Genomic DNA, 25383 nt, shown 5'->3' with positions numbered 1-25383 from the left:
GCCAGCCGTGGTTGTCGAGGTGGCAGCGGGCGGTCAGGCGTCAGGGCCGATTTCGGGGTGCGTGAACCGCACGGGCTTGCCCAGCGACCGGGCGTAGGCGATTTCGGCTCGGGTGCTGTCTCCGATGTAGTCGCCGACTACGAGCACCTCATCAGCGAGCCGGATCTTCGCCCGGTGCAGATCGTCGAGTCGAACCTTCAGAGCCTCGGCCTCGGCAGGATCGGACCAAAAGTCGTGCGGCGACTTCATGTCACAGCCCGGTTTGACGACAATCTTTCCGGCTTTGGTCTCCCGCAGATCGGCCTCGTTCATCTCGGTCATGAAGCGGGTGGAGCCGCAGATCACGACGATACGCGGGAGGCTCAACAGCTTCTTCGCGTCGGCGAGCTTCTCCTCGGGGGTGAGCAGATGCGGGTATGACACTGGTTCCTCCAGGTGGTGTGGTCCAAGGGGTGCCTGCGGGGACGAGAACGAGGGTGCCCAAGATCGTTTTGTGACATCTAGGCCACTGTGCGGTTCAGCGGCTGCCCTGAAATCCGGGTCCGAGACCACGCCGCCTGGACCGAGGACGGCGCGCAGGGCGCGGCTCCGACCCCCGCTCTGTCCCGGCCGGCGCCGGATCGGGTTCGACGGGCAGGCCGAAGCGGCGGCGGGCCGTGGACGTCGCGGCCGTCACCGCGGCCAGCACCTCGGCGACCTCCGGGTCGACCTGGGCGAGCGCGGCGGCCAAGGTGTCGATGGCGACCAGGGCGTCATCGATGGCCGCCATGCTTCAGCCGGAACCGGCTGCAGCGTCCGCGAGCTCGCACGCCGCCTCCGCCAGTTGATCCGCCTGCTTCTCGACACCAGGCCCGCCCGGTCCACCAGCCCCATGTCGACCACAACACCACGAACGGCCTCGGGGACACTCCCTTCTGGCCTGGCTGAGGTCCCAGGGGCCCCGGCACCGGCCCTGTCCAAGCCCCAGGCGCGGCGTCCTGATTGCAACGCTTCTCGTTCCTGAAAGTTCTGTGGCGCCGTCACTTCCCGTGCCACAGTGAATCGTGTGAGACCGGTCCCGTGCGGGCCGGGAAGCGCTGGACGTCTGGGGGACGAGTGGAATCTGGAACCGACAGGCCCGGCGACGGTCAGTTGTACCTGGTGCGGGATCTGGTGCGCTCGGTAGTGGCGTCCGTCGCGCCGGAGGAACTGCCGCTTGTGGAGGGGCTTCGCCGCTTCGACGACGCCACGGTGACACGGCGACTAGGCCGCAAGGGCGGGCGTCGCGAGCCGCTGGGGTTCGGAATCGGAGAGGTCGCCGCGCTGGTAACACCCGTCGTATGGCTGGTGCTCGACGGAGTGGCGCAGCACATGGTGGCCACGACGGTGACCCATACCTCCCAACGGGTGACGGGTGTGATGCGGCGGCTGTTGCGACGCCCGGCCTCGGTAGCAGCGGTCTCGGCACTGACGCGGGATCAGCTGGTCCAGGTTCGGGCACTCATCCTGGCCGCGGCCCAGCAGCGTGGGCTCCCGGCTGAGCGGGCGGACGAGATCGCCGATGCGGTGGTGGCTCGGCTGGCCCTGTCCGACGAGTCGGATGCGCCCGCTCCGCCGGCGCCAGAGCCTCCGGCCGATCCGGGCTCGGCCACCGGGCAGGACTAGGTGTCTGCCGGGCTTGGACCCGAAGAGCGGCTTCGGATCAACGAGAAGGTCCTGGGCGCGGGAACGGGCCCCCGGTTCGTCGCTCTGTTGCTTCTGATGCTGACCGCCAGCGGGGCCATGATCCTGGAAGTATTCAGAGTCCTGGCCGACGGGGACGTGACCGGATGCACCCTCGCTGCAGGTGTGGACCCCGCTGACGGCAGTTTCTGGAACACGTCACTCAGCATCACTGGTCAGGGCATAGCGTTTCGGTCCTGCATGTCCACCTGGGCACCCGCGCCGCCGTGGTGGCAGCTGGCCTGCTGGCCCCTGCTGTTGATGGTCATGGCCTGGCTGCTTTTCGCCGTGCTGCCGCGGTGGAAGGCCCGCCGCAGCCGTGTCGTCCCGCTGGATTCAGTCGACCCAGGCGGTGCACTCCTCGCCCAACTCCGCGAGCTGTGCGCCGCGACGGATGTGGCTTCACCGCCCCGGGTGGTGATCGACCCCACGGCCACCTCCGTCAGCGCAGTGGTGTTCGGCCGCACCCGCCGTCCCGTCGTCTGTCTTCACGGCGGCCTGCTCGCCGTCCGCCGCAGCGATCCAAAACGGTTCCAGGCTGTGCTGCTGCACGAGCTCGCCCACATCGCCAACCGTGACATCACCTTGACCTACCTCACGGTAGCCCTGTGGCGGGTCTTCCTCGCGCTGGTACTGCTGCCGTATGTGCTCTGCTTAGGCTATGTGATGTATGGGGTCGTTGCGAACGGCGACATGCCGCGACTGGACCGGTCGGCGGCGTTGGCCGTCGTCATGGTCGTGCTGCTGTATCTCACCCGCTCCGACACCCTGCGCAGCCGGGAGATCTACGCCGACCTGACGGCAGCGCGCTGGGGCGCGGACCCGCACGGCTGGTCCGTCACCGCCACGCCGCACCGGAGTGCGGCGCGCGGCACTCTCGACTCGTTCCTCGAACTGTGGCGCACACACCCGCGTTGGGGCCTGCGTCAGGGAGCACTCGCTGACCCCGCGCCGCTGTTCCGTATCGCCGTCCTGCCTCTCTTCCTCCTCGGCACCGTGCCAGTCATGGCCGTACCCCAGGTGATCCGGCAGATCGCGCTGTATCACGTCAATTTCACCAACAACCTGATGGTGATCCTGGTCGTCATTCCTGGTGCGCTGGTAGCCGGTGTGATCGTGGTCGCCCTGTGGCGGGCGGTTGCGTATGCCCTGCTGACCGGTTCCCGAGTGCCTTCCGGGGGGTGGGCCGGGGGGTGGCTGGGGGCCGGGATGTCGGTCGGCCTGATCCTGAGCGGCTGGGGCGCGGGCTGGTCCTGGCTGCCGGAGCGACCGCTGGTCCTGCTCGTACCTGTGGCGGCGGGAGCAGCCTTCGGTTGGTGGGTCACGGAGTGCGCACGTCTGTGGATCGGAACCTCGCGCGGCCGGACTCTGCGCCCCGCGCTCGGCCTGTGTGCGGCTGTCTCCTCCCTCGCCATGATGGCGTGGCTCACGTGGTGGATGCTCGTCGGGGTCACAAGCCTGAACAGAGACAGTCCGAACGCCCGTATGGTTGCCCGCGACATCTTGCAATGGCTTCCCTCCGCAGATCCGACCGGGGACCTGAGCAGAGTTCCCGGCATCGCCGTGGTGTTCCCTCAGTTGAGCAGCATTGCGGAAACACCGATGTGCGCCCTCGTCATCACCTTCCTGTGGGTCCTGCCACTGCTCGCCTGGGCGAAGGGACCAGTAGCGGACAGTCCCGGTTGGGAGCCGACCCGGGCAGCTCTGAGGGAAGATCCTGTGGCCTCTTTGCGTAAAGTCCTACGACCCGGGTTGACGGGTGGGGCACTGGCGTGCCTGGCCGTCGTGGCCATCCAGACGTACGTCCACACCGGACAACCAGTACCGGAGGCGCGGGGCGGCCTCTACGCCCTGCGGTACACAGCACTCCTGCTGCTGGCACTATGCCTGCCGGCAACCATGGCCGCCGCCGTGGCGAGCACCGCAGACCGACGCCACCGCCTGCTAGGTGGCCTGATAGCCGGTCAGGTAGCAGCTCTGATGGGGCTCACCGCCATGGCCCTGCTCGTGTCCATTGACGGCTGCGTCACCCCCCTCAACGTCCTGTCGGACAGCTGCGCCTGGCGGCCGGCCTGGTGGCGGCCGTTGTTCCCGTTCACGTTCATTCTGAACAACGCTCTGGTCCTCTGCGCACTCACCGCCGTCATCACGGGTCTGGCCGCCGGCCTTCTCCGCCCTCGACGGCCACCGAACGCGCGCGTCACCAGTCATGTGGATGCGCGGACCCGAGGAACGCGCACTCAATTCCTCGCGGTGAGTCTGCTGTGCGCCGCGGCAGTCGCGGCCACCGCGACGGACGGAGCTGTCCGGAGGTACCAGCTCGGCCTCAGGACCAACGACGTCACATACCAACGCAGCCTGGTGCAGAACTGGGGGCTCCCGGGTCCGCCGCTGGCAGAAGCCACCCGCCTCAGGCAGATCCGGGCCTGGTATCGCCTCCGCGGCGACAAGCTCATCGACGCAGCGATCTGGTACGACCAGCAACTCACCGCCGCCCTCCGTGCGGCGAAGGACGACGAGGACCGGTGGGGCACGTTGTACCAGCTACTTCCGTCGGTCTGTAGCGACTGGGGGACGGCCGCCTGGTTCGAGACACTATGGTTCCGCGTGCCCGCCGAACCGCACGTACGAGCCGACTGGCATCAGATGGCCACCTGGGCGGACACCGGAAGCCGCCGCTGCACCCAAGCACTGGACGCACGCGACCCCAAGGCCCTGCTGAACGCGCTGAGTAACCTGCGCGCGGCCGCCTTCTGCGCCGAATCCGTCAACGCCGCGATCGACGGAATCCTGCGTGAAGGCAACTATCGGGGCACCTCCCGCCCGGCCGCTACGGGCCCCACGGCCGTCTGCAACCACACCGGCCAGGAGCGGGCTCCTGGAAGCTCGTATTGAAGGTGAGGCGGTCGACGATGGCCGCGCAGAGTCGCGGGTCGGTGAAGGTCTTGGTCCGACCGCCGAAGGACTCGTTGGAGGCGATGGCGCCGCTGTTCTTCTCCTCGCGTTCGGTCAGAACCTGGAAGAGGAGTTCGGCGCCGCGGCGGTCGAGTTCCATGTAGCCGAGCTCATCGATGTGGAGAAGATCAACGCGGCCATAGCGGGCGATGGTCTTGTTGAGCTGCTTCTCGTCGGCGGCCTCGACCAGCTCGTTGACGAGCTTCGTGGCGAGGGTGTAGCGGACCCGGTGGTCCTTCATCGCGGCCTCGGTTCCCAAGGCGACGGCCGCACCATCCCCAGCGACCTGTGGCAGTACCTGTGATTCCTTGAGGCCTGGTGGGTCAGTCAGGCTCGCTGAACTCCACCAGACGCACAGTGGCGTCACGAGGTATCCGCCACACTTGAAGACAGCCTGGGCCGCTCCTCGCCCCATGCTTGGTCTTTGAACTGTGTGAGGGGGATGGGGAGTGAGGAGCGGTCCTTGATCACCAGAATGTAGGTTTTGGCCATGCCTAATGACTGGCGGATGGATCGGATCGGGGCTGCGCTGAGAGGCGAGAACCCAACCGTGTTGCGACGGTTGACGTCGGGGTTCGCGGTGATCGGGGATGTTCAGTTCCTGCCGGGCTACTCGGTTCTACTCGTGGACGAACCGGATGTGCAGCGGCTGTCGGACCTGCCGAGGGCGAAGCGGCTGTCGTTCCTGTCTGACATGGACCAGCTTGGTGAAGCGGTCGAGCGTGCCTGCCGGCGGCTGGACCCGGCATTCCGCCGGGTCAACCTGGAGATCCTGGGGAACACGGACCCGTTCTTGCATGCGCATGTCTGGCCGCGGTTCGAGTGGGAGCCGGCCGAGGTGGCGGGGAAGCCTGTGTGGCTCTATCCGCGTGAACGGTGGAGTGACGAGCAGTTCAGGCTCGGTCCGCGGCACGGCGTACTGCGGGAAGCGATCTGCAGTGAGCTGGACCGACTGCGATCGGGGACCTGACTGCCGCGGGCCCGGTGATGGTGAGGGTCAGCCGCTGCTCGCTGGAGGCATCTGAGCGGCGCGGCGCTCGCGTGCGGCGGCGCCGTCGCGGAACTCGGCGAACTCGCCGGCCTGGTTGTTGTCGTAGGCGGCGAACACCTTGTACGCGCCCAGGCGGCGTACGTCGGCGGCGGGGACCCAGGTGGCGTAGGCTCCGCGGCCACCGCACCAGCCGGAGCAACTCTGCGGCCCCGACCAACAACCCATCGGCGTCGAGCTACAGCTGACGCACCGCTCGTGATCACCTGACGTCGGATAGCCCTCTGCGGATATCCGACGTGATCACCCGTCCGGCTACCGTTCCGCCCATGCCTTCCTTGTCTCTGGCGGAGGAGAAGTGGAACCGACGGAGATGTGCGGACACTTCTTGCTGTGGAGCTCCCCTTGAATGAACGTGTCCGGTCCGGTGATCGGGCGGCGTTCGCAGAGATCTTTGACAAGCATGCGCGCGTCGTCTATGCCCATGCCGTCCGGACGACGGGCGACTGGGCCCTCGCCGAAGACGTCATGTCACTCACTTTCTTGGAGGCCTGGCGGTTACGCGACAAGCTGCGCGAGGACGTCAGAAGCGTCCGGGCATGGCTGTTGGGCATCGCGACCAACGTCATGCGCAACACCGCCCGATCGGCCCGCCGGCATCGTGAAGCGATGTCCCGTCTGTCTCTCTCGGAGACGTCGCCCGACTTCTCGGACGAGGTGGTCAGGCAGATGGCCGACGCTCAGCGGTTGGCCGCCGCAGCCCGTGCGCTGCAACGGCTGAAGCGGACCGAGCGCGAGGTCTTCGCCTTGGTCGTCTGGTCCGATCTGGGATACGCGGCGGCCGCTGAGGCGCTGGGAATTCCGGTGGGCACCGTGCGCTCCCGCCTCTCACGCGCGAGAGAGAAGCTGCGCCGGCTTGTTGACGAGGAGTTGGCGGAGATCCGCGTGTTGTGGAACCGCAGACCGGCAGCGGACACATACCGGATAGCGAGGTGGCAGAAGGCCGCGCTTCCCACAGGAGGGGTACACGATGAATTCGGAGCAGCGCGAACAGGCAGAGCGCGAGCAGGCGAGCCATGTGCTGCCGCCGGCTGCCTACTCGGACCCGGCGCCTGGACGGACGGAAGCCCGCCGTCGGCATCTCATGAGCGAGATCGACCGACAGACGCGAGCCCGTTCCTCTCGGCGGCCGAGGCGACGCATGGTTCTGGTGTTGAGCGCGGCGATGGCCGCCGGCGCGACCGTCGTCGTTCTCAGCCTCGGCTCCGGAACCACTCCGCACAACGCGCCGCCGGCCTCGGCAGCATCGGTCCAGGTGCTGGAGAGGGCCGCCCTGGCTGCCCATGCGACGTCGCAGACGAAGGTGCTCGACGGGCAGTATGTGTACGTCAAGACGGTCGGCCACACGTCGGTACTGTCCGAGACCAAGGCCGGGCAGATGGAACTCCTGCGCCAGGACGAGGGCATGGAGCAGTGGACGTCGGTGGACGGCAGCGAGCCCACTCTGCAGCGCAAGGCCGGCAAGGACAGCCTGCTGCCAGATGCTCCTGCCAACCTGAACTCGCCGACGTACAACTTCCTGGCTGCCCTGCCGACCGATCCCCACGCCCTGTTGAAGCTCATCCGTGACGACGCCGAGAGAAACCATGGAGCCGGTTCGGACTCCACGACCGGCCCGGACCAGGAGGCCTTCGTCACGATCGGCGATCTGCTGCGCAACGGGGTGACTCCCCCCGCAACCGCTGCTGCGCTCTACCGCGCTGCCGCCCTCATCCCCGGAGTCGATGTCGCCCCCGCGGCCGTGGACGCCGCCGGGCGCAGCGGGGTTGCCGTCGCCCGAGTGCACGACGGCGAACGCACTGAGTGGATCTTCGACACGAGCACGGCCCGTCTTCTCGGCGAGCGCACGGTCCTCGTCAAGGACAGCGCCTGGGGCAAGACCGGCACCGTCGTCACCTCCGTCGCCCTCGTCAGCAGCGGCATCGTCACCGAGGTCGGACAGGTTCCGTAAGGACCTTCGCGTAGGGATACAGGGTTGGCAGAGACCGGACAAGATCGAACATTAGGACGATCGCGATCGAGAACTCGCCATCCCCGATCACGGTCACCTCCTTTACCCAGAGTTTGCTGTGGGATTCCTGTGAATCAGTCGCACAACCCACCACAGGAGACACAGCATGCGCCTTGGACGCATCCTCGTCCCGGGTGCCACCGCCTTCTGCGCCTTGATGCCAAGCGCGGCAACCGCAACCGCGGCACCGGAGCCCTCCACCTCGCCCGAGGTCGGATTTGCCACGCAGGCCAAGGAGACCCAGCTGCAGGAGCAGTTAGCCAAGACAAACCGGTTATCGCCACCTACAAGGGAAAGAAGATCGACCTGGCCAACGGCTGGCAGGGGGCCCAGGCCTGTTCCGAGACACCTAGCGGTGAGGTCTTCTGCTACGACACGGCCGAGGAGGCGGACCGGGCACTCGCCGCCATCGCCCCGACCGTCGCGAAGGGCGGCAGAAGCGCTGGAGCGTCGGCGAAGGAGAGCGGACAGCTCGGTCCCACCGCGTCCGGCGACTGCAGCTACGGGTGGGTGTGCCCGTGGGAGAACTCCGACTACACCGGGCGCCGGCTTCAGTGGTCTGCCAAGGGCACCAAGCAGCTCGCGGACTGGAGCTTCCGGGACCAGGCCAGTGCCGGCTGCGTCAAACGCGACATGGGCGGTGCGCTCGTCTACGACGCCCGCACGGGGATGACCGACCCGTACATGTCCATGGGCAACCTCGCCTGCTACAACTTCACCAAAGCCGACTACTGGACCGGCGGGACCTGGAACGACAAAGCCGACTACATAGAGATGTGACCGACGGGAAGAACCTCGCGCTGGCGTCGTCCTATCCGCCGGCGTCCTGAGCAGGCACATGCAGGACACCGGCGACAGCGTGCGGTCGAGCCCGAGACGCAAGCGCGTGATACTCGGCGGTGAGCACCATGAGGCGGCCCGCTCGACAGGTACCCGTATGTCGACCGTGTCGGCACCCGGCGCCCGTAGCCGGGCGCTGGGTGCCGACCCCGGGCAACTGACCCTCGATCATCGCCCGGCCCTGGGCCCCGGTTCAGCAGGTGGGTCCTGGACCACCACGTAGGTGTGGGCGTCACTGTGCTCGGTCTCATCACTACGGGTACAGGGCTCCTGTTGAGGTTCCAGCTGGAGCTGGTGATCGAGCTCGCGGAGCAGTGCGCGCCGACGTTCACCATCCGGTCCACGCCATCGACCTGGACCGCAGCAGACTCTCGTGGGCACTCAGGTTCGTGGCCGTGTACGGTTTTCCGTCTGTGTCAGCAGGCCGAGCACGGCGCGGGCCGCCGGGCGAGCCGGTTCAGCGCAGCACCTCCAGCTCCGGCCAGTCGTCGCCGGGCCGGTCGAGGAAGCCGGTGGGCCGCCCCGTCAGGTACCGCCCGAAGAAGGCGGCGACGGCGGTGCGCTGGGCGGCCAGGGAGCGCCGGGGGTCGACGGTGCCGATGAGTCCGGCCGCGTCGGGGACCGGGATGCGGCGGACGAGCTGGGGCAGGAGGACCTGAAGGTCGGTGTACGAGCCGTGGGCGGCGTTCCGCAGCCGCAGGGCGTGCCGGGGGCCGGTGGACGCCGCCCAGCAGGAGGCCCAGCTCGGTTCGGTGCGCAGGGTCTTCGTACCGGAGGCCATCAGCAGGAAGGGCTTGGCGAGGCCGCTGTCGGCGACGGGTCCGAGGAGGGCGCCGTCGAGGTTGGCCGCCGCGCGGACGCGGGGCTCGTCGTGGGCGAGCTGGGCGGCGACGGAGCCGCCGAGGGACTGCCCGAGCACGCCGGTCCTGGCGGGGTCGGCGGCTTCGGCGAGCCCGTCCGGGAGCGGGTCGGTGCCGGTGTCGGGGCGGTGCCCGCGGGCGAGCCGGTCGAGTGCGCCGAGGACGAAGCGGGCGTCGGCGAGGCGGGCCCGGGAGTGCCCGGCGAGGAGGGCGGCGATGACCTCCGCGGTGAGGTCGTCGGGGAGCGGGAGGGCGCGTTCGACCCGGCCGCCGGGGAACTCGACCTGTTCGGCCTCGTACGTGGAGTCGAGGGCGACGACGAGGTTGCCGCGGCTTGCCAGCTCCTCAACGAGGGTGGTGCCGAGGGCGCGCGAGCCGCCGTCGCCGGAGGAGAACAGCACCACGGGCAGCCGGCCGGCGCGGCGGGCGACGGGCGCGCCGGTGCGGGCGTGGGTCCTGATCCCCCGCCAGTCGGCGACGCCGGCGGGGACGCCGAGGGCTGGTGCGGATTGCGCGTCCCAGTCGGCCGCCGCGGCCTGGGGCAGCCAGGGGGCCGTCGGGTGCCCGGCGCCGGGTTCCGCCGGGTACCAGAGGCCGGCCATGAGCTCCCGGTAGGGCTTGGCGGGGAGGAGGGGGTCGGGGCGACTGTCGTCGACCAGGTGCAGCGCGACGGTGCCGACGGGCCAGGGCCCGGTGGGCGCGGGCAGGCGCAGCGGGACGGGGGTGCCGGGGGCGGGCGTGGGGCCGTGTCCCCCGGCCGGGGCGGCGGGGCGGCTTCCCGGGGCGGGGGCCGCCGTGCGGTGTCCGGGGGCGGGGGCGGCGGCCACGGTGGCGAGCGCGGCGGCGCCGAGCGTGCCGAGCAGGGCGCGGCGGGTCGGGGGCATGGGCGGGCTCCTCGGGCGGTACGGCTGCGGGGTCGTTACCAGGGTTCCGCCGCCGGGGGGTGCGGAGCGCCCTGCCGGGGGACGATCCCGCGGGTGGGCGCGGGTCGCCCCAGGGAGCGTCGGCTCCTCCGCGCGGAGGAGCCCCCGGTGTTCCGGGGTCTCCCCCGGTGTCCGCCGGTGGGCGGACGCCTCAGCGGGCGCGGGGCCCTACCGTGGGGCTCCGGCGAGGACGCCGGACGACGCGGACGCGAGGACGGACACGATGGCCGAGACCGGCGCTGTACGGACGGGCCCGCCGGGCGCCCTCGCCTGGCTGCCGGGGCGGGTGCCGCCCTTGGTGGCGGACGCGGCGCTCGCGGCGGCCCTGTTCCTGGTGACGCTCGGGCCGGGGCGGGTGGCGGACGGTACGGGCTTCGCGCTGCAGACCGCTCTGGTGCTGCCCTTGGTGTGGCGGCGGCGGGCGCCCCGGGCCGCGTTCGCGGTGATCGCCGCCGCGGCGTTCGCGCAGTGGCTGCTGGGTGTCCAGCTGCCGGCCGACGCGGCGTTGCTGGTCGCCCTTGGGACGGTGACCGCGCGGGCGCCGTACCGGTCGGTGTGGGCGGCGGCACTGGTGGCGGTGGCCGGGGCGGTGCTGGCGGCGGCGCGCTGGGCGCCCGAGGGCCGGTTCCTCGCCTCGGCCGCCGCGATGACGGCGGCGGTCGCCGCGAGCGCGCTGCTCGGGGCGAACGCCCGGATCCGGCGGGCCGCGCGGGCGGAGCGGCTGGCGCGGCTGGAACGGGACCGCGACGAGCTGGAGCGTCGGGCGGTGGAGGAGGAACGCGCCTGGATCGCGCGGGAGTTGCACGACAGCGTGACGCACGGCCTGTCGGTGGTGGTGGCACTGGCGGACGCTCTCGGGCACGCCCGGCCAGCCGACGCCTCCGCCGTGACGGCCCGGATCGCGGAGACCGGGCGGCAGGCGCTGACCGACATGCGGCGGGCGCTGGGCCTGCTCCAGGACGCCGGTCCCGTCACCGGTCCCGACGCGAGGCCCGGGGCCGACCGGCGGTCGCCGCCGGGGATCGGGCAGCTCGGGGCGCTGTGCGAGCGGATGGAGGCGGCGGGCCTCGTGACCCGGCTGCGGGTGGACGGCGAGGCCACCGGCGTGCCGGCCGCGGCGCAGCTGACGGTGCACCGGCTCGTCCAGGAGTCGCTGACCAACGCGCTGCGCCACGCGCCGGAGGGGTCGCGCGCCGAGGTGCGGGTGTCCTGCGCGCCGGGGGCGGTCACGGTCGAGGTGACCGACGACGGGCGGGCCGGAGGGACCGGGCGGCCGGGAACCGCCGGGTCGGGGCGGGGTCTCGCGGGGATGAGGGAGCGCGCCGCGGCCTTCGGCGGGGTGCTGGAGGCGGGCCCTCGGCCGGACGGCGGCTGGCGGGTCTTCGTACGGCTGGATCCCGGGAGCTCGCCGTGAGCGTCCGGGTGCTGCTGGTGGACGACGAGGAGCTGCTGCGGCTGGCGTTCGGCATGATCCTGCGCGCCGAGCCGGACATGGAGCCGGTCGGGGAGGTGGCCGACGGGGCGGCGGCGGTGGAGCTGGCGCGGCGGCTGCGGCCGGACGTGGTGCTGATGGACGTGCGGATGCCGGGCACCGACGGCATCGAGGCGACCCGGCGGCTGCTGCGCGAGGTGCCCGGGACGCGGGTGCTGGTGCTCACGACCTTCGACCTGGACACGTACGCCTTCGAGGCGCTGCGTGCCGGGGCCTCCGGCTTCCTGCTGAAGAACAGCCGGCCGGAGGAGCTGCTGGGGGCGATCCGCGACGTGGCTCGGGGGGACGCCGTGGTCTCCCCCCGGGTGACCCGGCGGCTGCTGGACCGCTTCGCGCACCGGCTCCCCGCCGCCGGGGACGACAGCGGCGGGGGCGACGCGGAGCGGCTGCGCGTGCTGACCGCGCGCGAGCGGGAGGTCCTGCTGGGGGCCGCCCGCGGCCTGACCAACACGGAACTCGCCGCCGCCCTCGGTCTCGCGGAGCCCACGGTGAAGAAGCATCTCGGCCGGGTCATGGCCAAGCTGGGGCTGCGGGACCGGGTGCAGGCGGTGATCTTCGCGTACGAGTGCGGGCTGGTCGGGCCGGGGTAGGCGTGGGCGGCCGTCGGGCGGGGGCCGGCGGCTCAGGCGAACCTGACGGCGGTCCAGGCGGTGGCGACCGTGGCGTACTCGGCGCTGGTGGTGCCGTAGAGGTCCTTGACCGCTTTCAGGGTCGCGGTGCGGGTCAATACAGCTGGGCCGTTTCTCTCGGATCATCGTCCTGACCATCGGACAGAGCGCGGACTCACGCCGGGGCTACCAGCAGGTCGCCGACGGCGACGGTCGGCTGGCCCAGGCCGCACGCCTGGCCGGGGACTTCCCCACCACCCTCGCCGCCGCGCGGACCCTGGGCTGGGAAGGGCGTCACCAGCGGGCCCTCGGAGACGTGTGGTGGCTCCAGGGAGAGCTGGCACGCGCGGCCGACGCCCACCTGGCCGGGCGCCTCGAAGCCGAACAGCACGCAAAATCCGGCGAGGCCGCCCACAACCAAGCCCTGCGCACCCTCGCCGTCGCCTTCCTCGACCCCCACCAGGCCGACGACGAACTCGACCTCGCCGAACAGCTCCTCGCGCACGGCGCGGGCGCGGGACGCGCGAAGGCCCGGCGCCACCAGGGGAATGGGTGACGCCGGGCCGGCTCGGTGGTGTTGCTTATGTGCCGAGATTCACTTGCCGAGGAAGGCGTTGTGGACGGTGACCGTCGACCGGTTGTCCTGCTTGTCGGTGACTACGGCCTTCAGGGAGAGCGCCTTGCCCTTCTCAGGCGCGCGCACGGTGACCTTGCCCGCGACGACCGGGACGGACCGCCAGTTCTGGCCGTCGCGCGAGACCTGGACCCTCAGGGTCTTGAGGTTGGCTCCGGCTGCCGCGCCCTGTACGACGACGGGGAAGGTCTGGAGGACGCCCGCTGGAGCGGTGGAGTCCAGCGCGAGCTTCGGCTGGAAGCGGACCGTGGAGACGGGCAGTTCCGCCGGGGCGCCAGCGCTGCGGGCTGAGGTGAACGTCCACGAGGCGTCGATGCGCGTGCCGGTGTGGTTGTACTTCGGGTCGCGGTTGACCGTGGTCGCCACCGTGTACGTCGCGGACTCCGCCGGCAGCGTGAAGCTCTCCCGGTCGACGGCGCCGTCCTTCTGCGCATACAGCACACCGTTGCGGTGGACTGTGGTGGTCGCGCTGGTGTAGCGGGCGTTCCCGTAGTGGCCCGCTCCGTCGCTGACCATCGTGAACGCGCCGAAGATGTCGTCGTCGGAGCGGACGATCCCCTCGCCGGGCTCCATCCGGGGTCCGACCACACCGACGTTGACGTTCCTGGTGTACGTGTTCCCCGGCTTCAGTTGGGGCTCGGTGCCGAGGGAGTACGCCACGTCGATGGGCCGGCCGCCGTCGGCGTCCGCCTCGCCCAGAACGAGCGCGGTGACGCTCCAGCCGATCCCGTCGTCGGTGCTGAGGTACAGCTTCTGGGTGCCCGGTGCCGGGTGGGCGGGGTAGAAGTCGACGAAGCCGCCCGCGTCCGGCAGTGAGCCCTCTGCCGAGAGAGCTCCGGCGACGCCGGGTGCGGACGCCCCGAAACCTACCTTGATCAGGGCGAGATCCTTGGCCGTGTAGACCTTCTCGTATCCGTTGGGCAGTTCCTTGACCGCGCCGCCCGCGAGGGTCTGGTAGACGCTCGTGCCCCGCTCCCAGCGGGCCGACCACTGCTGGGTGAGGGTGACGTCCGCTCCCACCGAGCCCTGCCGTGACATACGGACGTTGTCGAAGCTCCGCGCGTCGAAGCCCTGGGAGTACCCGGCCTCGGCCGTCGAGACCGTGTAGAACATCCCCACGCGCGTCTGCCGGGCGGCCTCGTCCGGCACCTTGACCGTCACCGGCCTGGTGGTCCGGGCGTCGAGGGTGACGGTGGTGGGTCCGGTCACCGTGAGCCGGGGGTTGTGGATCAGGTCGAGGCCCTTGCGCGGGTCGGCGGGGTCGACCTGCATGTCGGCCTGGAGGTTGTAGGTGCCGCGGGGCAGGCGGACCGTCGCGGAACCCGCGGACAGGTCCGGGAGGAACTGCTGTTCCGAGGCGAGGCCCTGGTAGCCGTACAGGTCTGCGCCCCAGACGGCGCCGGGCGCGTCGGGCCGTCCCACCGTCTCGAAGGTGACGTCGTAGGACTCGACCTCACGGTCCACCGTGGCCGGGGTGCGCACGCTCTGGCCCGCCCCGGACGCGACGACCGTGGCCGCGTACGAGCCGTCGATCGCACCGCCGATACGGGTGTCGGCCGTCAGGTCCACCGAGGCGGCGCCGCCCGCCGGGACCGTGATCCGCTGTGCCCCGAGGGTGAAGAACCCGGCGGGCGCAGGCTGCCCGTCGCCGCCGGTGGGCGCCTCGAGCGACAGGTCGAGCGTCACATCGGCGGTGCCGCCGTTGCGGTAGGTGACCTGTTTGGTGACCGGCGCGTCGTCGTCGTGGGGCCACTGCGGGCGGCCCAGGTGGAGCGGTCCGCCTTCGGAGAGGACCGTCTGGTCGATCGCCCGGTCGACGGAGAGGCGGCCCGCGCCCTGCTCGAAGACCGATTGCGCGCCACCCTTGGCAGAGCCGGTCAGGGCCGCCTTGAGCTGCGCCCCCGTCCAGGTGGGGTTCTTCTGCTTGAGGATCGCCGCGGCGCCCGCGACGTGCGGGGTCGCCATCGACGTACCGTCCAGGCCGACGTAGCCCGGGGGGTTCTGGTCCGGGGTGCCGGTCGCGGCGGCGGCCGTGATCCCCACGCCGGGAGCGCTGATGTCGGGCTTGACCGCGTGGTCTTCCTTGCGGGGACCGTGCGCGGAGAAGGGGGCGAGCCGGTCGTCGTCGTCGACGGCACCGACGGTCAGGGCCGCTTCGGCGGTGCCCGGCGAGTTGACCGTGCCGGGGCGGGGATCCCAGAGGTTGCCCGCGGCGACGGCGAACAGGACGCCCTTCTCCGCCGAGACCTTGTTGATGTGGGCTTCCAGTGGGTCGATCCCGGGCCGGTCGGCGCTGCCGAGGCTCATGTTGATGATGTCGGCGCCCTGGGCCACGGCCCAGTCGATCCCGGCGATGGACTCGGAGTCGCTGCCGTAGCCGTGGTCGTCGAGGACCTTGGCGCTGAGCAGCCGCGCCCCGGGAGCCACGCCCTTGAAGCGGCTGTCCTTCGCTCCCGTACCGGCCGCGGTGGAGGCGACGTGCGTGCCGTGCCCGACGCGGTCCACGGTGTCCGCGGAGCGGCTGAAGTTGCGTGCCGCCGCGACCCGTCCGGCCAGGTCCGGGTGGGTGTCGTCGATACCGGTGTCCAGGACCGCGATCTTCACGCCGGTGCCGTCGAGCGAGCGGCTCCAGGCCGCGGGGGCTCCTATCTGACCGGTGGAGCGGTCGAGCGAAGCCTTCCGCACGCCGTCCAGCCAGACCTTCGCGATGCCGGAGGTCCTCGCCGCCGAGCCGTCGGCCTGGGGGCGGGTCAGGGCCTCCCATAGCGCCTCGGTGCTGTCGGTGGCGCTGGTGACGGCATCGGCGCCGAGAGAGGGCAAGGTCCGGTTGACGGTGGTGCCCTCGGAAGCCCGCACCTCGCTGCGGGCGGACTGGGCCGCCGCTCCCCGGTAGCCGACGATCACCTTGAGCCCGCCCCGGTAGGCCTTGCGGCTCTCCGGCTCGGCGAGTCCGGTGACGTCGAACAGCCGCTGGTCGAGCGTGCCGTCGGCGACAAGCCGCCGGGCGTCGCGCGGCATCACGTAGGTGCGGCCTTCGTGGACCTGGGTGAAGAAGGGGATGTCCTCCCGGCCCTTGGCCCGCTCGATGCCCGCGACCCGGCCCTTGGCGTCCACGAGGACCCGGTCGCCGGTGATCAGGACGACGGTGTGCACGTTCTTGCCCGGCCCGGCGTTCTTGCCGCCGGCCTGTGACGCTGTGGTGAGGCCGCCGTCCTGTGCCGACACCGGGCTGGTCATACCCGCTGTCAGAGCCACGGCGGCAGCGGCGGCGACCGTGACCGCGTACGCCTTGTTTACTGGTGTGCGCAAAACTCCCCCTGCTCAGGAGCGAATCGGGCGGGCGGGGGCCTGGCCCGAACGGAGGCGTATTCAGACATGCGTACGCCCCGGATTCCTGAAGTATGTCGAGGGCGTTCCGGGGCACTCAATGATCGTTCTGTGACGGAACGTTGACCATATGAAGACGCGAAAGACGCGCCGGAAGGGGTGGGCGGGTTCCTTCTTCCGCCGCGAACAGCCGGATAGACAGCACATCTTGAGACACTTCGGGCGATCTTGGCTCCGGGTGCGGAGGAGCCTGAAGAGCTGGCGAGGTGCTTAGCGGGTGGTTCGTGAGGTGTCCAGGGACCGGGCGTGTGGAAGGACGCCAGGTCGGCGTTGATGACGGTGTGGCGAGCGGTACGGAGTGTGACGGTCAGTGAAATCCGGTCCGGGTCGAGGCCGACCGCCGTGGCCGTCTGCGCCGCAGTGCGCCGAGCGGCCTGGAACACGATGAACAGTCCGAGCAGCTCTTGGAAGACGTCGCGCGGGTGATGGGAGCGCAGGACAGTTCCCGAGCCGAGCGCGGTGACCTTCAGCCCGTAAAAGGCGGTCTCGACCTCCCGCCGCTCGTGATACAAAGCAGCCAACTCGCTTGCCGGGTAACGGCAGTGGTCCAGAAGTGTGGTCACCAGACGCAAACGGCCGGTGCGCGAGGTTCCCGTGGCCTGGTCGGTCACGGTGATGTCGGCTTCGATGACCCGCACGGCAACACCATGGACCTGGGGAGCCACCCCGCGACGTCGGTCGCGGTCAACCCAGCGCACCAGCTGGTTGCGCCCGGTGGGCGTGGAGACCATGGAGATCCAGCTTCCGTCCTCGAGCACGTGGACGGCGGGCAGGATGCGGCCGGTGTTGATCCGCCACAACAGATGCGCCCCCGTGCCGGCTGCCTGCCGCATCAGCTCCAGGCCGTCGGAACCACGATCAGCCAAGTGCAGCATGCCCGGTCGTAGTGCCCCGCAGAGTTGCTGGGCCTGGCTCTTCTCACTGTCGGAGACAGGCCCTGTCACCACATCCACCAGCGCCCGAGTTCCGCATTCGACCAGGGCGGTAAGCCGGACCAGCGGATACGTCGAGGCACGACGTGCCCGGTAGTAGCCGAAGAACGCGGCATTGGCCGGGCTGTCGGCCACCTCGAGGGTGGTCCCGTCCCAGGCCACCGTTCGCAGCCCGCGCCACCACGCGCCGAGGGTTTCCGCTGAGGCCGTGCAGCCCTTGAGTTGGTCGAACAGCAGGGCGAGCGGCTCAGGCCCTATCCGGCGGCGGGCCTGGCGCAACGCGGCGGCGGAGCGATCGCAGACCTCCCCTGCCAGCCCCGCGACCAGCGAGGCCCACACACCGCGGTATCCCTCGCGAGGAAAGAGCGCCATGGCCAGCACGAAGTACACCACCACCCGCGACGGTAGCTTGCGGACCCGCCTCTCCACCCGAAACGTCGCCCTCAACACCTCGTCGACCACGGCCGGCGTGATGATCTGCGTCAGCTCGCCGAGATGCCCGGCCGCGAACGCGCCTCGGCCGGAATCAGCGCGGATCGGCACGCCAGATTGGGTGGGCAACACAGCTCCCGCAGGTACGGCATCTTGGTCAGCTCCCGTCCTACGCCAAGACCCGCCGCCCTACATCAACTTCCCCCAAGGTCTTGACAGCCCGCTCACCGCCCTATCTTCCCGGCATTGGTTTCAAAGTCCCGGTCGGCGCATGAGTCCGCTGTTCACGGCGGTGTGAGGGTTCGGGTCGGCCCGTCACGAACGCAACGAAGCTCCGGTTGAACGGGGTGACCTTCCCAAGTCGCCTCGTACCACCGGAGCTTCGATGTGCCGTCAGTCTGCCACCGACTGCCTGATCAAGTCGCCCGCGCTGGACGGCGTGGCGGGATTGCCGCTGGTGGAGCGGCTGCAACTGCTACCCGACCCGCGGCGACGCCGTGGGGTGCGTCACCCGTTCGTGGCGGTGCTGCTGGTCGCTGCCTCGGCGGTGGCCGGCGGCGCCCGTTCGTACGCGGCCATCGGCCAGTGGTCGGCGAACGCCCCGCAGCACGCCCTGGCCCGCCTCGGCACCCGGATCGTGGGCGTACCGGGCGTGCGGGTCGCGCCGAGTGCCGCCACGATCCGACGGGTCATCGGCCTGGTCTGCCCCGGCGGCCTGGCCGATCTGACCGGTGCTGATCCCGCAGGGTCGGACTCGATCGCCCTGGACGGCAAGACCGCCCGCGGCTCTCGGCACGGCACCTCACCCGCCGCCCACCTCCTGGCCGCGATGACCGGCGAGGGGCGGACCGTCACCCAACTCCGCGTCCCCGGCAAGACCAACGAGATCACCTGCTTCGCCGCCCTGCTGGAGCGCCACGACCTGGCCGGGGTCACCGTCACGGCCGACGCCCTGCATACCCAGCGCAATCACGTGCGGTTTCCGGTCGAGGAGAAGAAGGCCCACTACCTGCTGGTGGTCAAGGCCAACCAGCCCGAACTACATCGCCGGCTGCGAGCGTTGCCATGGAAGGACGTCACCGCGCGCCGTTACGACCGCGAGATCGGCCACGGCCGCAGGGAGACCTGCGTGACCAGGGCACTCACCGTCACCAGCCTCGGCCTGGACTATCCCCACGCCATCCAGGCCGCACGCATCCTGCGACACCGCACCGATCTCAAGACCGGCACCGTCAGTCGCCAGACCGTCTACGCGATCACCGACCTGACCTCGCAGGAAGCCTCGCCCGAGCGGCTGGGCCGACTCGCCAGGTTGCAGTGGACCATCGAGAACCGGCTCCACGTCGTCCGAGACACCACCTTCGCCGAGGACGCCTCCAAGATCCGCACAGGCCACGGCCCGGAGAACATGGCAACCCTGCGGAACCTGGCGATCAACGCCCTCCGCACCGCAGGGCACCGCAACATCGCCGCCGGCCTCCTCCACGTGTCCTACGAGCCCTTCACCCGCCCACTCGACCTCCTGGGCATCGCCTGACCAGCGCACTCACAAGATCACCGGACTTTGCGACACCCCTGGCGTCGATCTTCTGTGCCTCCATGGTCGCGAGGTCTGCCCTTTCGCACCTGGCATCTGGTGGCGAGGGTGAGTAGGAAGTTCTCGTCGTCTACTCCAGGGGAGTGATCATGGATTTCGCCAAGGAAGAGAAGAAGAAGGCCGGACCTGATTCCTCAGTCAAGCAACGGTCGGCGACTTCTGGCGGCTCTGCGGTTCAAAGGCTCCTCGCACTGCAGAGCAGCGCGGGGAACACCGCCGTAGTGCAGCTGCTCCGCCAGGCTGGGCATCCATGGACTCCGGGCCAGCATCAGCATGGTCCCGCATGCGGGCATCAGGGACGCGGATCCGAGGTCCAGCGGTCCGCGCAGGTCGAAGCTGTCCAACGGAGTCCCCGGGGCGGGGAGCCCGCGGAAGGCCATGAGGCCCTGGCGGACAGCAGCCCGGTCGGACAGAGTGCCTTGCTCGACGCTGCCATGGCGTCGCCGAGCCGTTCGCTTCCCGACTCCCTGCTCGCGGAGGCGGTGCCGTTCTTCCAGAACCCCCATCTCCCCACCGTGCAGCTCCACGACAACCCGGTGGCTCAGCGGGCCACTGCGGCTCTGGGAGCCCAGGCCATGACGGTCGGCACCCACATCTTCGCTCCCCCGAGGGCCGTCGCCGACAAGACGGTCATGGGTCACGAGCTGAGCCATGTGAACGAAAACCTCAAGGGGACGCTTGAGACCGGTATTCGCAACGCTGCCGGAGTGACGATCACCGACCCCAACCAGGGTTCTGAGCGCACTGCGCATCGGGATGGCGTCTCCTTCGGCGCCGGTGGCGCTACCGCTCCGTCCGTCACCGCCCAGCGCACGCCCACGCCCACGCCCACGCCGGATGCCGTCTCCGCGGCCGGGCACGGGCATGCGCCGATGGCGGACGGAGCCGTGCAGCGCATGGAGGGCGGGGACCGGGCGGACCTGGACGACATTGTGGGACGGGCCGACCGACTGGCTCGCGGCGCGCGGCCGTTCCGCCGGATCCCAGCGCCACCCCCATCGAATGACGTCGCATACTCGTCGTCCGAATCCGAATCCGAATCCGAATCCGAATCTCCGGGAATGGCCGCGGCAGGCTCAGCTCATGAGCAGCTTCCCTACCTGCCGAGGCACCAAAGCCTGAATGAGCTGCACGACCTGCTCACGAACGAGCTGAGCGGGGGCGGTCCCAACAAAAAACTGGAGGTGACGTTCAAGGTGGACCAGGGCAGTGCCGAACTCCAGCGGGCCGGCGGGCACGCCTGGATCGAGATCAAGGGGACAGGGGGGAGATCCACCTCGTTCGGGTTCTACCCGATGGATAACCGTTACCGAACATTGTTCGGCAGTGTGAAGGGCGGCGTTCTTTGCCCTGAGTCGTACGCTCGTCCGGCGACTCATAGGGAGAGCAAGACGGTCCCCTTGAAGGACGTCGTCGCGGGATACCACCTCGTCCACGCCAGGGCTCAGGCCGACTACAGCTTCGCCCTTCACAACTGCTCGACCTTTGCGGGTGACGTGTGGAAGGCCATGACCGGCAAGGCCATCCCCACCGAGTGGTTCTCTACGCACGGCGCGATCAGCACGGTTGTCGCGAACCCTCGCGCATTTGGTCAAGGCTTGGAAGGTCACCAGGCGGCTCGCCACGAGAAGAGGGTGGCGAAGAATCTGACGCTCCTTGGAGACTCTGAGAACCAGGCGCCTTCTTCGGGGGCGACAGTCGGAATCGGGCCGCGTGTGCTTCCCGGCGCAGGGGGCGCGATGCGCGCTGCGGTTCCGATGACCGGTGACGTGGATGAGATAGCCGAGCAGTTGGCCCGTAGCAGGTACTTCCAGAACGATTCGTCCGAGTCTTCCGACGAGGTGGACTGACAGTCTCGGCAGGGAGTGCGGACGCGCACCGTTCCGTCATCCCGACCTCACCGGTGGTTCCAGGGCGAAACCCGTGCCCGGGTCCTCATCCGAGGGCACGGGCGTTTCCTCCGCCGGGTGTCTACTTCCAGTAGTGGTCGCGGTAGGTGCCGCAGGTGTACTGGATGACGGGCGCCGTGGAGTTGGTGCTGCCGTTCAGGACCGCGAGGCACGTGCCGCTGTTCCAGTTCACGAACTGGTTGGCCTGCTTGGCGCTGTCGTAGCGGAGCGCCCAGTACTGGTCCACGTACAGGCCGCAGGGGTACTGCGTGGCCGGGACGAAGTCGCCGGTGCCGGCGGCGTCGGCGGACAGGCACATGCCGCTGTTCTTGTTCCGGACGGAGTACCAGCGCTCGCCGCGCCCGTCGCCCTCGTACCGGACCTCCCAGTAGTGGTCGGCCCAGCTTCCGCACCCGTACTGGTTGAGCTGCGTGGCGGGGTTCTGGCTGCCGCCGGGCACGGCGAGACAGAGGCCGGAGTTGTAGTTCCGGATCCAGCCGTACGCGTTGATCCCGAGCGGTACGACGGACTTGGGGTCCACTCCGGGCCGGGGCACCGGCTTGTCGCCGGTAGCGGCAGCGGCACGGGCGGCGGCACGGGCGTCGACGGGGGTCGGCGCCTTGTCCTCGGCGGGCTCGGACTGTTCATCGTGTTCCAGGCCGCTCGGCGCACTGCGGCGCAGACGGCCACGGCGGTCGGCCTCGGCCCGGACCGGATTTCACTGACCGTCACACTCCGTACCGCTCGCCACACCGTCATCAACGCCGACCTGGCGTCTCACGCAGAGGTCGGCGCGACACCACGCATCACCGCTGCCACCCTCAACCCCCGAGCCGTGGGCCCCAAACAGCGGCGCCCACGGATCCTTCCCCGCCGCGTGAAACGCAGCCAGTCCAAGTTCGCCTACAACGAGACCAGGAACCATAAGGCGTTACAGAGAGCAACAACAACGATCACTGTCGCCCCCTGCCCCCACCCTTGACAGCCTGCTCACGGCCCTATCTTCCCGGCATTGATTTTGAATCGGCTCTGGCCGCAGTTTCGTAAAGCCACCTCGCCCGCCCCGCCTTGGCTACAGTGGATGCCGTCTTGGATCATCGATGCGCCTATCCGAGTGCCTTCCGGATCTCCCGCGAGCCAGCGACGCACGGTGGGGGTAGGTCTTTTCGCACGAGGTGACCTTGGGATCCATGAGGAGATCAGCCATGTACGCAGTAGTCCGACGGTATGAAGGGGTGACTGATCCTGCTGAGGCGGGGCGCCGAGTGAAAGAGGGGTTCGTACCTCTCCTACGCCAAGTGCCTGGATTCGTGGCCTACTACTGGGTTGACGCGGCAGATGGAGTGATGCTCTCCACCAGCGTCTTTGAAGACCAAGCCGGAGCCGAAGAGTCGGTCAAGAGGGCCGCTGACTTCGTACGGGACAACCTCTCGTCGCTGCTACCTGAACCTCCCCAAGTCACGGCCGGCCAGGTTGTGGCTGCTGGGTAGCGGCCTCCGGAGTGGTTCTGGATCCACGCGCCCTCCATGCCGGTGACCAGGCAATTCACGGAACTCCGGCCAGAGCCAGATTCGGGGAGCCCCATCAGTGACCCCCGCAGCCCCGCTCCTGCCGTGCGCGGCCGTCGGCCCAGCCCCGTGTCACCCCGCGGGGCCGGGCCGCGCCCGCCTACCGGCTCATGTGAACGCGGGCAGGACGGGACGGCCCCGGAGTCCTGGCTCAGGCAGCAGCCTCAAGGTCACGGTCAGGACTCCGTGACCTTGCTCTTCAACACGCGGTGTCGGCTGGAAGGCAGCAAAAGAGCTGCCAGAGGTGCGTCGTGCAGGAAAGGATCAACAGCATGGATCCTGCTGTGACGGCCGCACTTATTGCTGCTCCTGTAGCTGCGATCGCGGCCGGTGCCGCCTTCGCCGCCGGAATCGCGCAAGGCAGGGGATCCCGGCGAGGGCCAGTGGATGCAGTGCGTCAGGAGCATCAACGCGATGCCTACGCGTCATTCTTAGCTGCCCTGCACGCATACGAACGCGGCATCGACCCGGGTCGATGAGGAGCGGGCCGAGGCCGAACTCAGGGGCGCTGCGACGTCGTGGACGCCGACGGACCTCCACAGGCGGACGTTGAAGCTTGCCGGGGAGGTCTCCATCGAGGAGATCTTGTCGGCGCAGGCCGCTGTGGAACTGCAGGGACCTGAACCCGTTGTCGAGGCAAGCGCTATCGCCGTCGGCCTCGTGAGCGACACCCACTTCACCGCAGCCGTGGCCTATGGCAGCCCTGATGCCGCAATCAGCGACTTCCTGGGCCGTTACGCCAAGATCCACCCGGCACGCAGGCAATTCACTCTGGCGGCGCGGGCGGCAGAAAGCCCACCTGGCCGTGACCGCAGAGCACGCCTTTGTCTCGACCGTCGACGGCACCATGTCGAAACTCCAGCTCGGAGCCCCAGGCACCAACCTCGAGATCATCGCTGAGCTGACGACGATCGTGTGTGATGTCGCCGGGCGCCGGCTCGAGGTCTTGCTGCGAGCCGGGGAACAACAGCTTCTCCAATCGGTACCGGCCAGACTCTCGGACGGCGGCGAGGAACGCTCCACAACCAGGAACAGCGACCAGCGGATCGCCTCGGGCGAGTAGACGAGACGCACCACAGAACTTGAACCAGCGCCCGTTCTCGTGAACAAAGCCAGCGCGTACAAGCTTGGGAGACATGCCAGCTCCGGATCTGCCTGGCGGTCCCTGCCCCTGGGCGATCAGGTCGCCGCTGAGGAGGAGTGGTGCCGTCAGGCGGATCGCGGTCGCCGCTGTCTTGACCGGCGCGTCTTGGTCAGGGAGCGGACCGCAGCTGCGGCGCCTGCCACGTCATCCCCGGGGGCTGGAGTAGGGGCGAGGGCTCGGGGCCTGGGTCATCGGTGTCGACGACTCCGGCGGCCGCGTGGTCGAAGTCGGCGGGCCAGCGGGTGTGCTCGCTGGCCACGGCGCCGGTCAGGCGTGCTTCGACAAGGTTGGCGGTGCTCAAGTCGGTGCCGCGCAAGTCGGCCATGCGGAGATCGGCGCGTCGGAAGACCGCGCCATGGGCGACGGCCTTGCGCAGGTTCGCCTCGCGCAGGTCGGTCTCAGTGAAGTCGGCGTCTCGCAAGTCGGTCTCGACCAGCTTCGCGCCCCGTAGGTCGGCCAGAATGCAGCGAGCCCGGCGGAGAATCGCCGTCGTGAGGTCGGCGTGCCGCAGGTTGACCGAGACCAGGGACGCCTGGGTGAGATTGGCGTGGTACAGGCCCGCGGCCTCCAGGCAAGCACGGTCGAAGTTGACCTCGGGGAACCAGAGTCCGTCGCAGTCGGCCCGGCGCAAGTCGGTGATGCTGAGATTGACCCAGGACTGCTCCCGGTGTTGGCACAGCACGCCGAGTGCGGTCAGCGCCACCTGAGCGTCGGCGGCGCGAGTCTCCAGGGGTGCGATGTCGTTGATGGGCACGCCTGCCGCCGGTGATTCCGGCCCGGCGGGTGGCCAGGGCAGGTGCGTACGCAGATACGCGGCCTGGATGGAGATGATGGCCTCCCGGTCGCGGGCGGACTGCTCCGCGATTCGCCACAGCGCGTGCAACCCACCGATCCGCACATCCAGCTTGTCGCTCCCGAGCTGGTCGACGGCCCGGCTGAACCGGTCGGTGACGTAGCCCTCCTGGGTGGCGCGCAAACCGTCCTGACTCACCCGCAGTTGCCGCCAGGTGGCAAACGCCCCGAAGAGCACGACCACGCCGCCGACCACCTGCAAAAGCGTCGTACGGACATCGTTCACCGCCTTCAGTCGATCCTGTGCCGCGACGCTCGACCCGGCGAGATCGTGGTCCACCACTACACCTGGCAGTAGGACGAACACTGCGCCCAGAACGACCAGCCCCGCCGCCCCGGCCAGCAGAGCCACGGCTGCGCGACGCCTGCCCAGCCCGTCGCGCCGTGCCCGCCGCCCACGGTCCGGTTCCCCCATCTCCATGGGCACAGGAGCTTAGGCTCCACTTAGTAAACGATCAAGAGTGCTGTGGCACTGGCCCGTGGCATGAGAACGGCCTTATGGGTTGAGTG

The 25383-nt window shown here is 69.7% G+C and carries 19 protein-coding genes and 2 pseudogenes; 11 read left to right on the top strand and 10 right to left on the bottom strand.

Annotated elements, in window-relative coordinates; all coding sequences use genetic code 11:
• Positions 1–33: 33 nt before the first annotated feature.
• Together ACFC0G_RS37990 and ACFC0G_RS37985 are read right to left on the bottom strand one after the other, a co-directional pair.
• Complete coding sequence (locus ACFC0G_RS37990; RefSeq protein ID WP_376413148.1) at positions 34–423, bottom strand: hypothetical protein; 390 nt, start codon at positions 421–423, stop codon at positions 34–36.
• 94 nt (positions 424–517) lie between these two features.
• Positions 518–769, bottom strand: a complete 252-nt coding sequence (locus tag ACFC0G_RS37985; RefSeq protein WP_376413145.1) for a hypothetical protein — start codon at positions 767–769, stop codon at positions 518–520.
• A 326-nt stretch (positions 770–1095) separates the two neighbouring features.
• Here ACFC0G_RS37985 and ACFC0G_RS37980 point away from each other — a divergent pair, with 326 nt between their 5' ends.
• Positions 1096–1644 carry a hypothetical protein gene (locus ACFC0G_RS37980; RefSeq protein WP_376413142.1) on the top strand — a complete coding sequence of 183 codons (549 nt, stop codon included), beginning with the start codon at positions 1096–1098 and terminating at the stop codon, positions 1642–1644.
• Between the two features lie 96 nt (positions 1645–1740).
• Positions 1741–4596 carry a M48 family metallopeptidase gene (locus ACFC0G_RS37975; RefSeq protein WP_376413139.1) on the top strand — a complete coding sequence of 952 codons (2856 nt, stop codon included), beginning with the start codon at positions 1741–1743 and terminating at the stop codon, positions 4594–4596.
• On the opposite strand, the pseudogene ACFC0G_RS37970 reads toward ACFC0G_RS37975, so the two are convergent.
• Positions 4577–4921 (bottom strand): annotated as a pseudogene (locus ACFC0G_RS37970) (ATP-binding protein); the annotation flags it as partial. The gene ACFC0G_RS37975 and the pseudogene ACFC0G_RS37970 overlap by 20 nt on opposite strands.
• 225 nt (positions 4922–5146) lie before the next feature.
• Between ACFC0G_RS37970 and ACFC0G_RS37965 the strand changes: the two are divergent.
• Positions 5147–5626, top strand: a complete 480-nt coding sequence (locus tag ACFC0G_RS37965) for an HIT family protein (RefSeq protein WP_376413136.1) — start codon at positions 5147–5149, stop codon at positions 5624–5626.
• A 27-nt stretch (positions 5627–5653) separates the two neighbouring features.
• On the opposite strand, the gene ACFC0G_RS37960 is transcribed toward ACFC0G_RS37965, so the two are convergent.
• On the bottom strand, positions 5654–5872 hold the full coding sequence (locus ACFC0G_RS37960; protein WP_376413133.1) for a hypothetical protein: 219 nt from the start codon (positions 5870–5872) through the stop codon (positions 5654–5656).
• Positions 5873–6019: 147 nt separating this feature from the next.
• On the opposite strand from ACFC0G_RS37960, the pseudogene ACFC0G_RS37955 reads away from it, so the two are divergent.
• The 3 genes and pseudogenes from ACFC0G_RS37955 to ACFC0G_RS37945 form a co-directional block, all read left to right on the top strand.
• Positions 6020–6499: pseudogene (locus ACFC0G_RS37955) on the top strand (RNA polymerase sigma factor); the annotation flags it as partial.
• A gap of 175 nt (positions 6500–6674) precedes the next feature.
• Positions 6675–7655: a CU044_5270 family protein gene (locus ACFC0G_RS37950; RefSeq protein WP_376413130.1), complete on the top strand. Its 981-nt coding sequence runs from the start codon at positions 6675–6677 to the stop codon at positions 7653–7655.
• Positions 7656–7784: 129 nt separating this feature from the next.
• Positions 7785–8495, top strand: coding sequence for a peptidase inhibitor family I36 protein (locus tag ACFC0G_RS37945; RefSeq protein ID WP_376413128.1), 711 nt, complete (start codon positions 7785–7787; stop codon positions 8493–8495).
• Between the two features lie 517 nt (positions 8496–9012).
• Here ACFC0G_RS37945 and ACFC0G_RS37940 read toward each other — a convergent pair.
• Complete coding sequence (locus ACFC0G_RS37940) at positions 9013–10299, bottom strand: alpha/beta hydrolase family protein (RefSeq protein ID WP_376413125.1); 1287 nt, start codon at positions 10297–10299, stop codon at positions 9013–9015.
• Positions 10300–10561: 262 nt separating this feature from the next.
• Here ACFC0G_RS37940 and ACFC0G_RS37935 point away from each other — a divergent pair, with 262 nt between their 5' ends.
• Positions 10562–11752, top strand: a complete 1191-nt coding sequence (locus tag ACFC0G_RS37935; RefSeq protein ID WP_376413123.1) for a sensor histidine kinase — start codon at positions 10562–10564, stop codon at positions 11750–11752.
• Complete coding sequence (locus tag ACFC0G_RS37930) at positions 11749–12420, top strand: response regulator (RefSeq protein WP_376413120.1); 672 nt, start codon at positions 11749–11751, stop codon at positions 12418–12420. Before ACFC0G_RS37935 ends, ACFC0G_RS37930 begins: the two co-directional genes overlap by 4 nt.
• Before the next feature lie 193 nt (positions 12421–12613).
• Here the strand turns inward: ACFC0G_RS37930 and ACFC0G_RS37925 are convergent, their stop codons facing one another.
• From ACFC0G_RS37925 to ACFC0G_RS37915, 3 genes are read right to left on the bottom strand one after another with little or no spacing between them, the layout of a single operon-like run.
• Positions 12614–12979: a hypothetical protein gene (locus tag ACFC0G_RS37925; protein WP_376413117.1), complete on the bottom strand. Its 366-nt coding sequence runs from the start codon at positions 12977–12979 to the stop codon at positions 12614–12616.
• A 54-nt stretch (positions 12980–13033) separates the two neighbouring features.
• Entirely contained in the window at positions 13034–16381 is a 3348-nt protein-coding gene (locus tag ACFC0G_RS37920; RefSeq protein WP_376413114.1) for a S8 family serine peptidase, read from the bottom strand.
• On the bottom strand, positions 16366–17934 hold the full coding sequence (locus ACFC0G_RS37915) for an IS4 family transposase (RefSeq protein WP_376413111.1): 1569 nt from the start codon (positions 17932–17934) through the stop codon (positions 16366–16368). Before ACFC0G_RS37915 ends, ACFC0G_RS37920 begins: the two co-directional genes overlap by 16 nt.
• Before the next feature lie 274 nt (positions 17935–18208).
• On the opposite strand from ACFC0G_RS37915, the gene ACFC0G_RS37910 reads away from it, so the two are divergent.
• Entirely contained in the window at positions 18209–19360 is a 1152-nt protein-coding gene (locus ACFC0G_RS37910; protein WP_376413108.1) for an ISAs1 family transposase, read from the top strand.
• Between the two features lie 149 nt (positions 19361–19509).
• Positions 19510–21270: a DUF4157 domain-containing protein gene (locus ACFC0G_RS37905; RefSeq protein WP_376413106.1), complete on the top strand. Its 1761-nt coding sequence runs from the start codon at positions 19510–19512 to the stop codon at positions 21268–21270.
• Positions 21271–21391: 121 nt separating this feature from the next.
• Here the strand turns inward: ACFC0G_RS37905 and ACFC0G_RS37900 are convergent, their stop codons facing one another.
• Positions 21392–21850 carry an RICIN domain-containing protein gene (locus ACFC0G_RS37900; RefSeq protein ID WP_376413103.1) on the bottom strand — a complete coding sequence of 153 codons (459 nt, stop codon included), beginning with the start codon at positions 21848–21850 and terminating at the stop codon, positions 21392–21394.
• 1832 nt (positions 21851–23682) lie between these two features.
• Here ACFC0G_RS37900 and ACFC0G_RS37895 point away from each other — a divergent pair.
• Complete coding sequence (locus ACFC0G_RS37895; RefSeq protein ID WP_376413100.1) at positions 23683–23940, top strand: hypothetical protein; 258 nt, start codon at positions 23683–23685, stop codon at positions 23938–23940.
• Positions 23941–24130: 190 nt separating this feature from the next.
• Here ACFC0G_RS37895 and ACFC0G_RS37890 read toward each other — a convergent pair whose 3' ends face one another.
• A complete protein-coding gene (locus ACFC0G_RS37890) occupies positions 24131–25219 on the bottom strand; it encodes a pentapeptide repeat-containing protein (protein WP_376413177.1) in 1089 nt (362 codons plus the stop codon).
• Positions 25220–25383: the final 164 nt, after the last annotated feature.

Source organism: Streptomyces sp. NPDC056169, from assembly GCF_042268445.1.
Taxonomy (GTDB): Bacteria; Actinomycetota; Actinomycetes; order Streptomycetales; family Streptomycetaceae; genus Streptomyces.
The sequence above is the reverse complement of the archived record's forward strand: the minus strand, read 5'-3'. Positions and strand labels throughout refer to the sequence as shown.

Excerpts from the sequence above, each read along its gene's own strand:
- ACFC0G_RS37965 (WP_376413136.1), top strand. The coding sequence starts at position 5,147 with ATGCCTAATGACTGGCGGATGGATCGGATCGGGGCTGCGCTGAGAGGC.
- ACFC0G_RS37935 (WP_376413123.1), top strand. The coding sequence starts at position 10,562 with ATGGCCGAGACCGGCGCTGTACGGACGGGCCCGCCGGGCGCCCTCGCC.
- ACFC0G_RS37950 (WP_376413130.1), top strand. The coding sequence starts at position 6,675 with ATGAATTCGGAGCAGCGCGAACAGGCAGAGCGCGAGCAGGCGAGCCAT.
- ACFC0G_RS37960 (WP_376413133.1), bottom strand. The coding sequence starts at position 5,872 with ATGGGTTGTTGGTCGGGGCCGCAGAGTTGCTCCGGCTGGTGCGGTGGC.
- ACFC0G_RS37940 (WP_376413125.1), bottom strand. The coding sequence starts at position 10,299 with ATGCCCCCGACCCGCCGCGCCCTGCTCGGCACGCTCGGCGCCGCCGCG.
- ACFC0G_RS37910 (WP_376413108.1), top strand. The coding sequence starts at position 18,209 with ATGTGCCGTCAGTCTGCCACCGACTGCCTGATCAAGTCGCCCGCGCTG.
- ACFC0G_RS37905 (WP_376413106.1), top strand. The coding sequence starts at position 19,510 with ATGGATTTCGCCAAGGAAGAGAAGAAGAAGGCCGGACCTGATTCCTCA.
- ACFC0G_RS37975 (WP_376413139.1), top strand. The coding sequence starts at position 1,741 with ATGCTGACCGCCAGCGGGGCCATGATCCTGGAAGTATTCAGAGTCCTG.
- ACFC0G_RS37985 (WP_376413145.1), bottom strand. The coding sequence starts at position 769 with ATGGCGGCCATCGATGACGCCCTGGTCGCCATCGACACCTTGGCCGCC.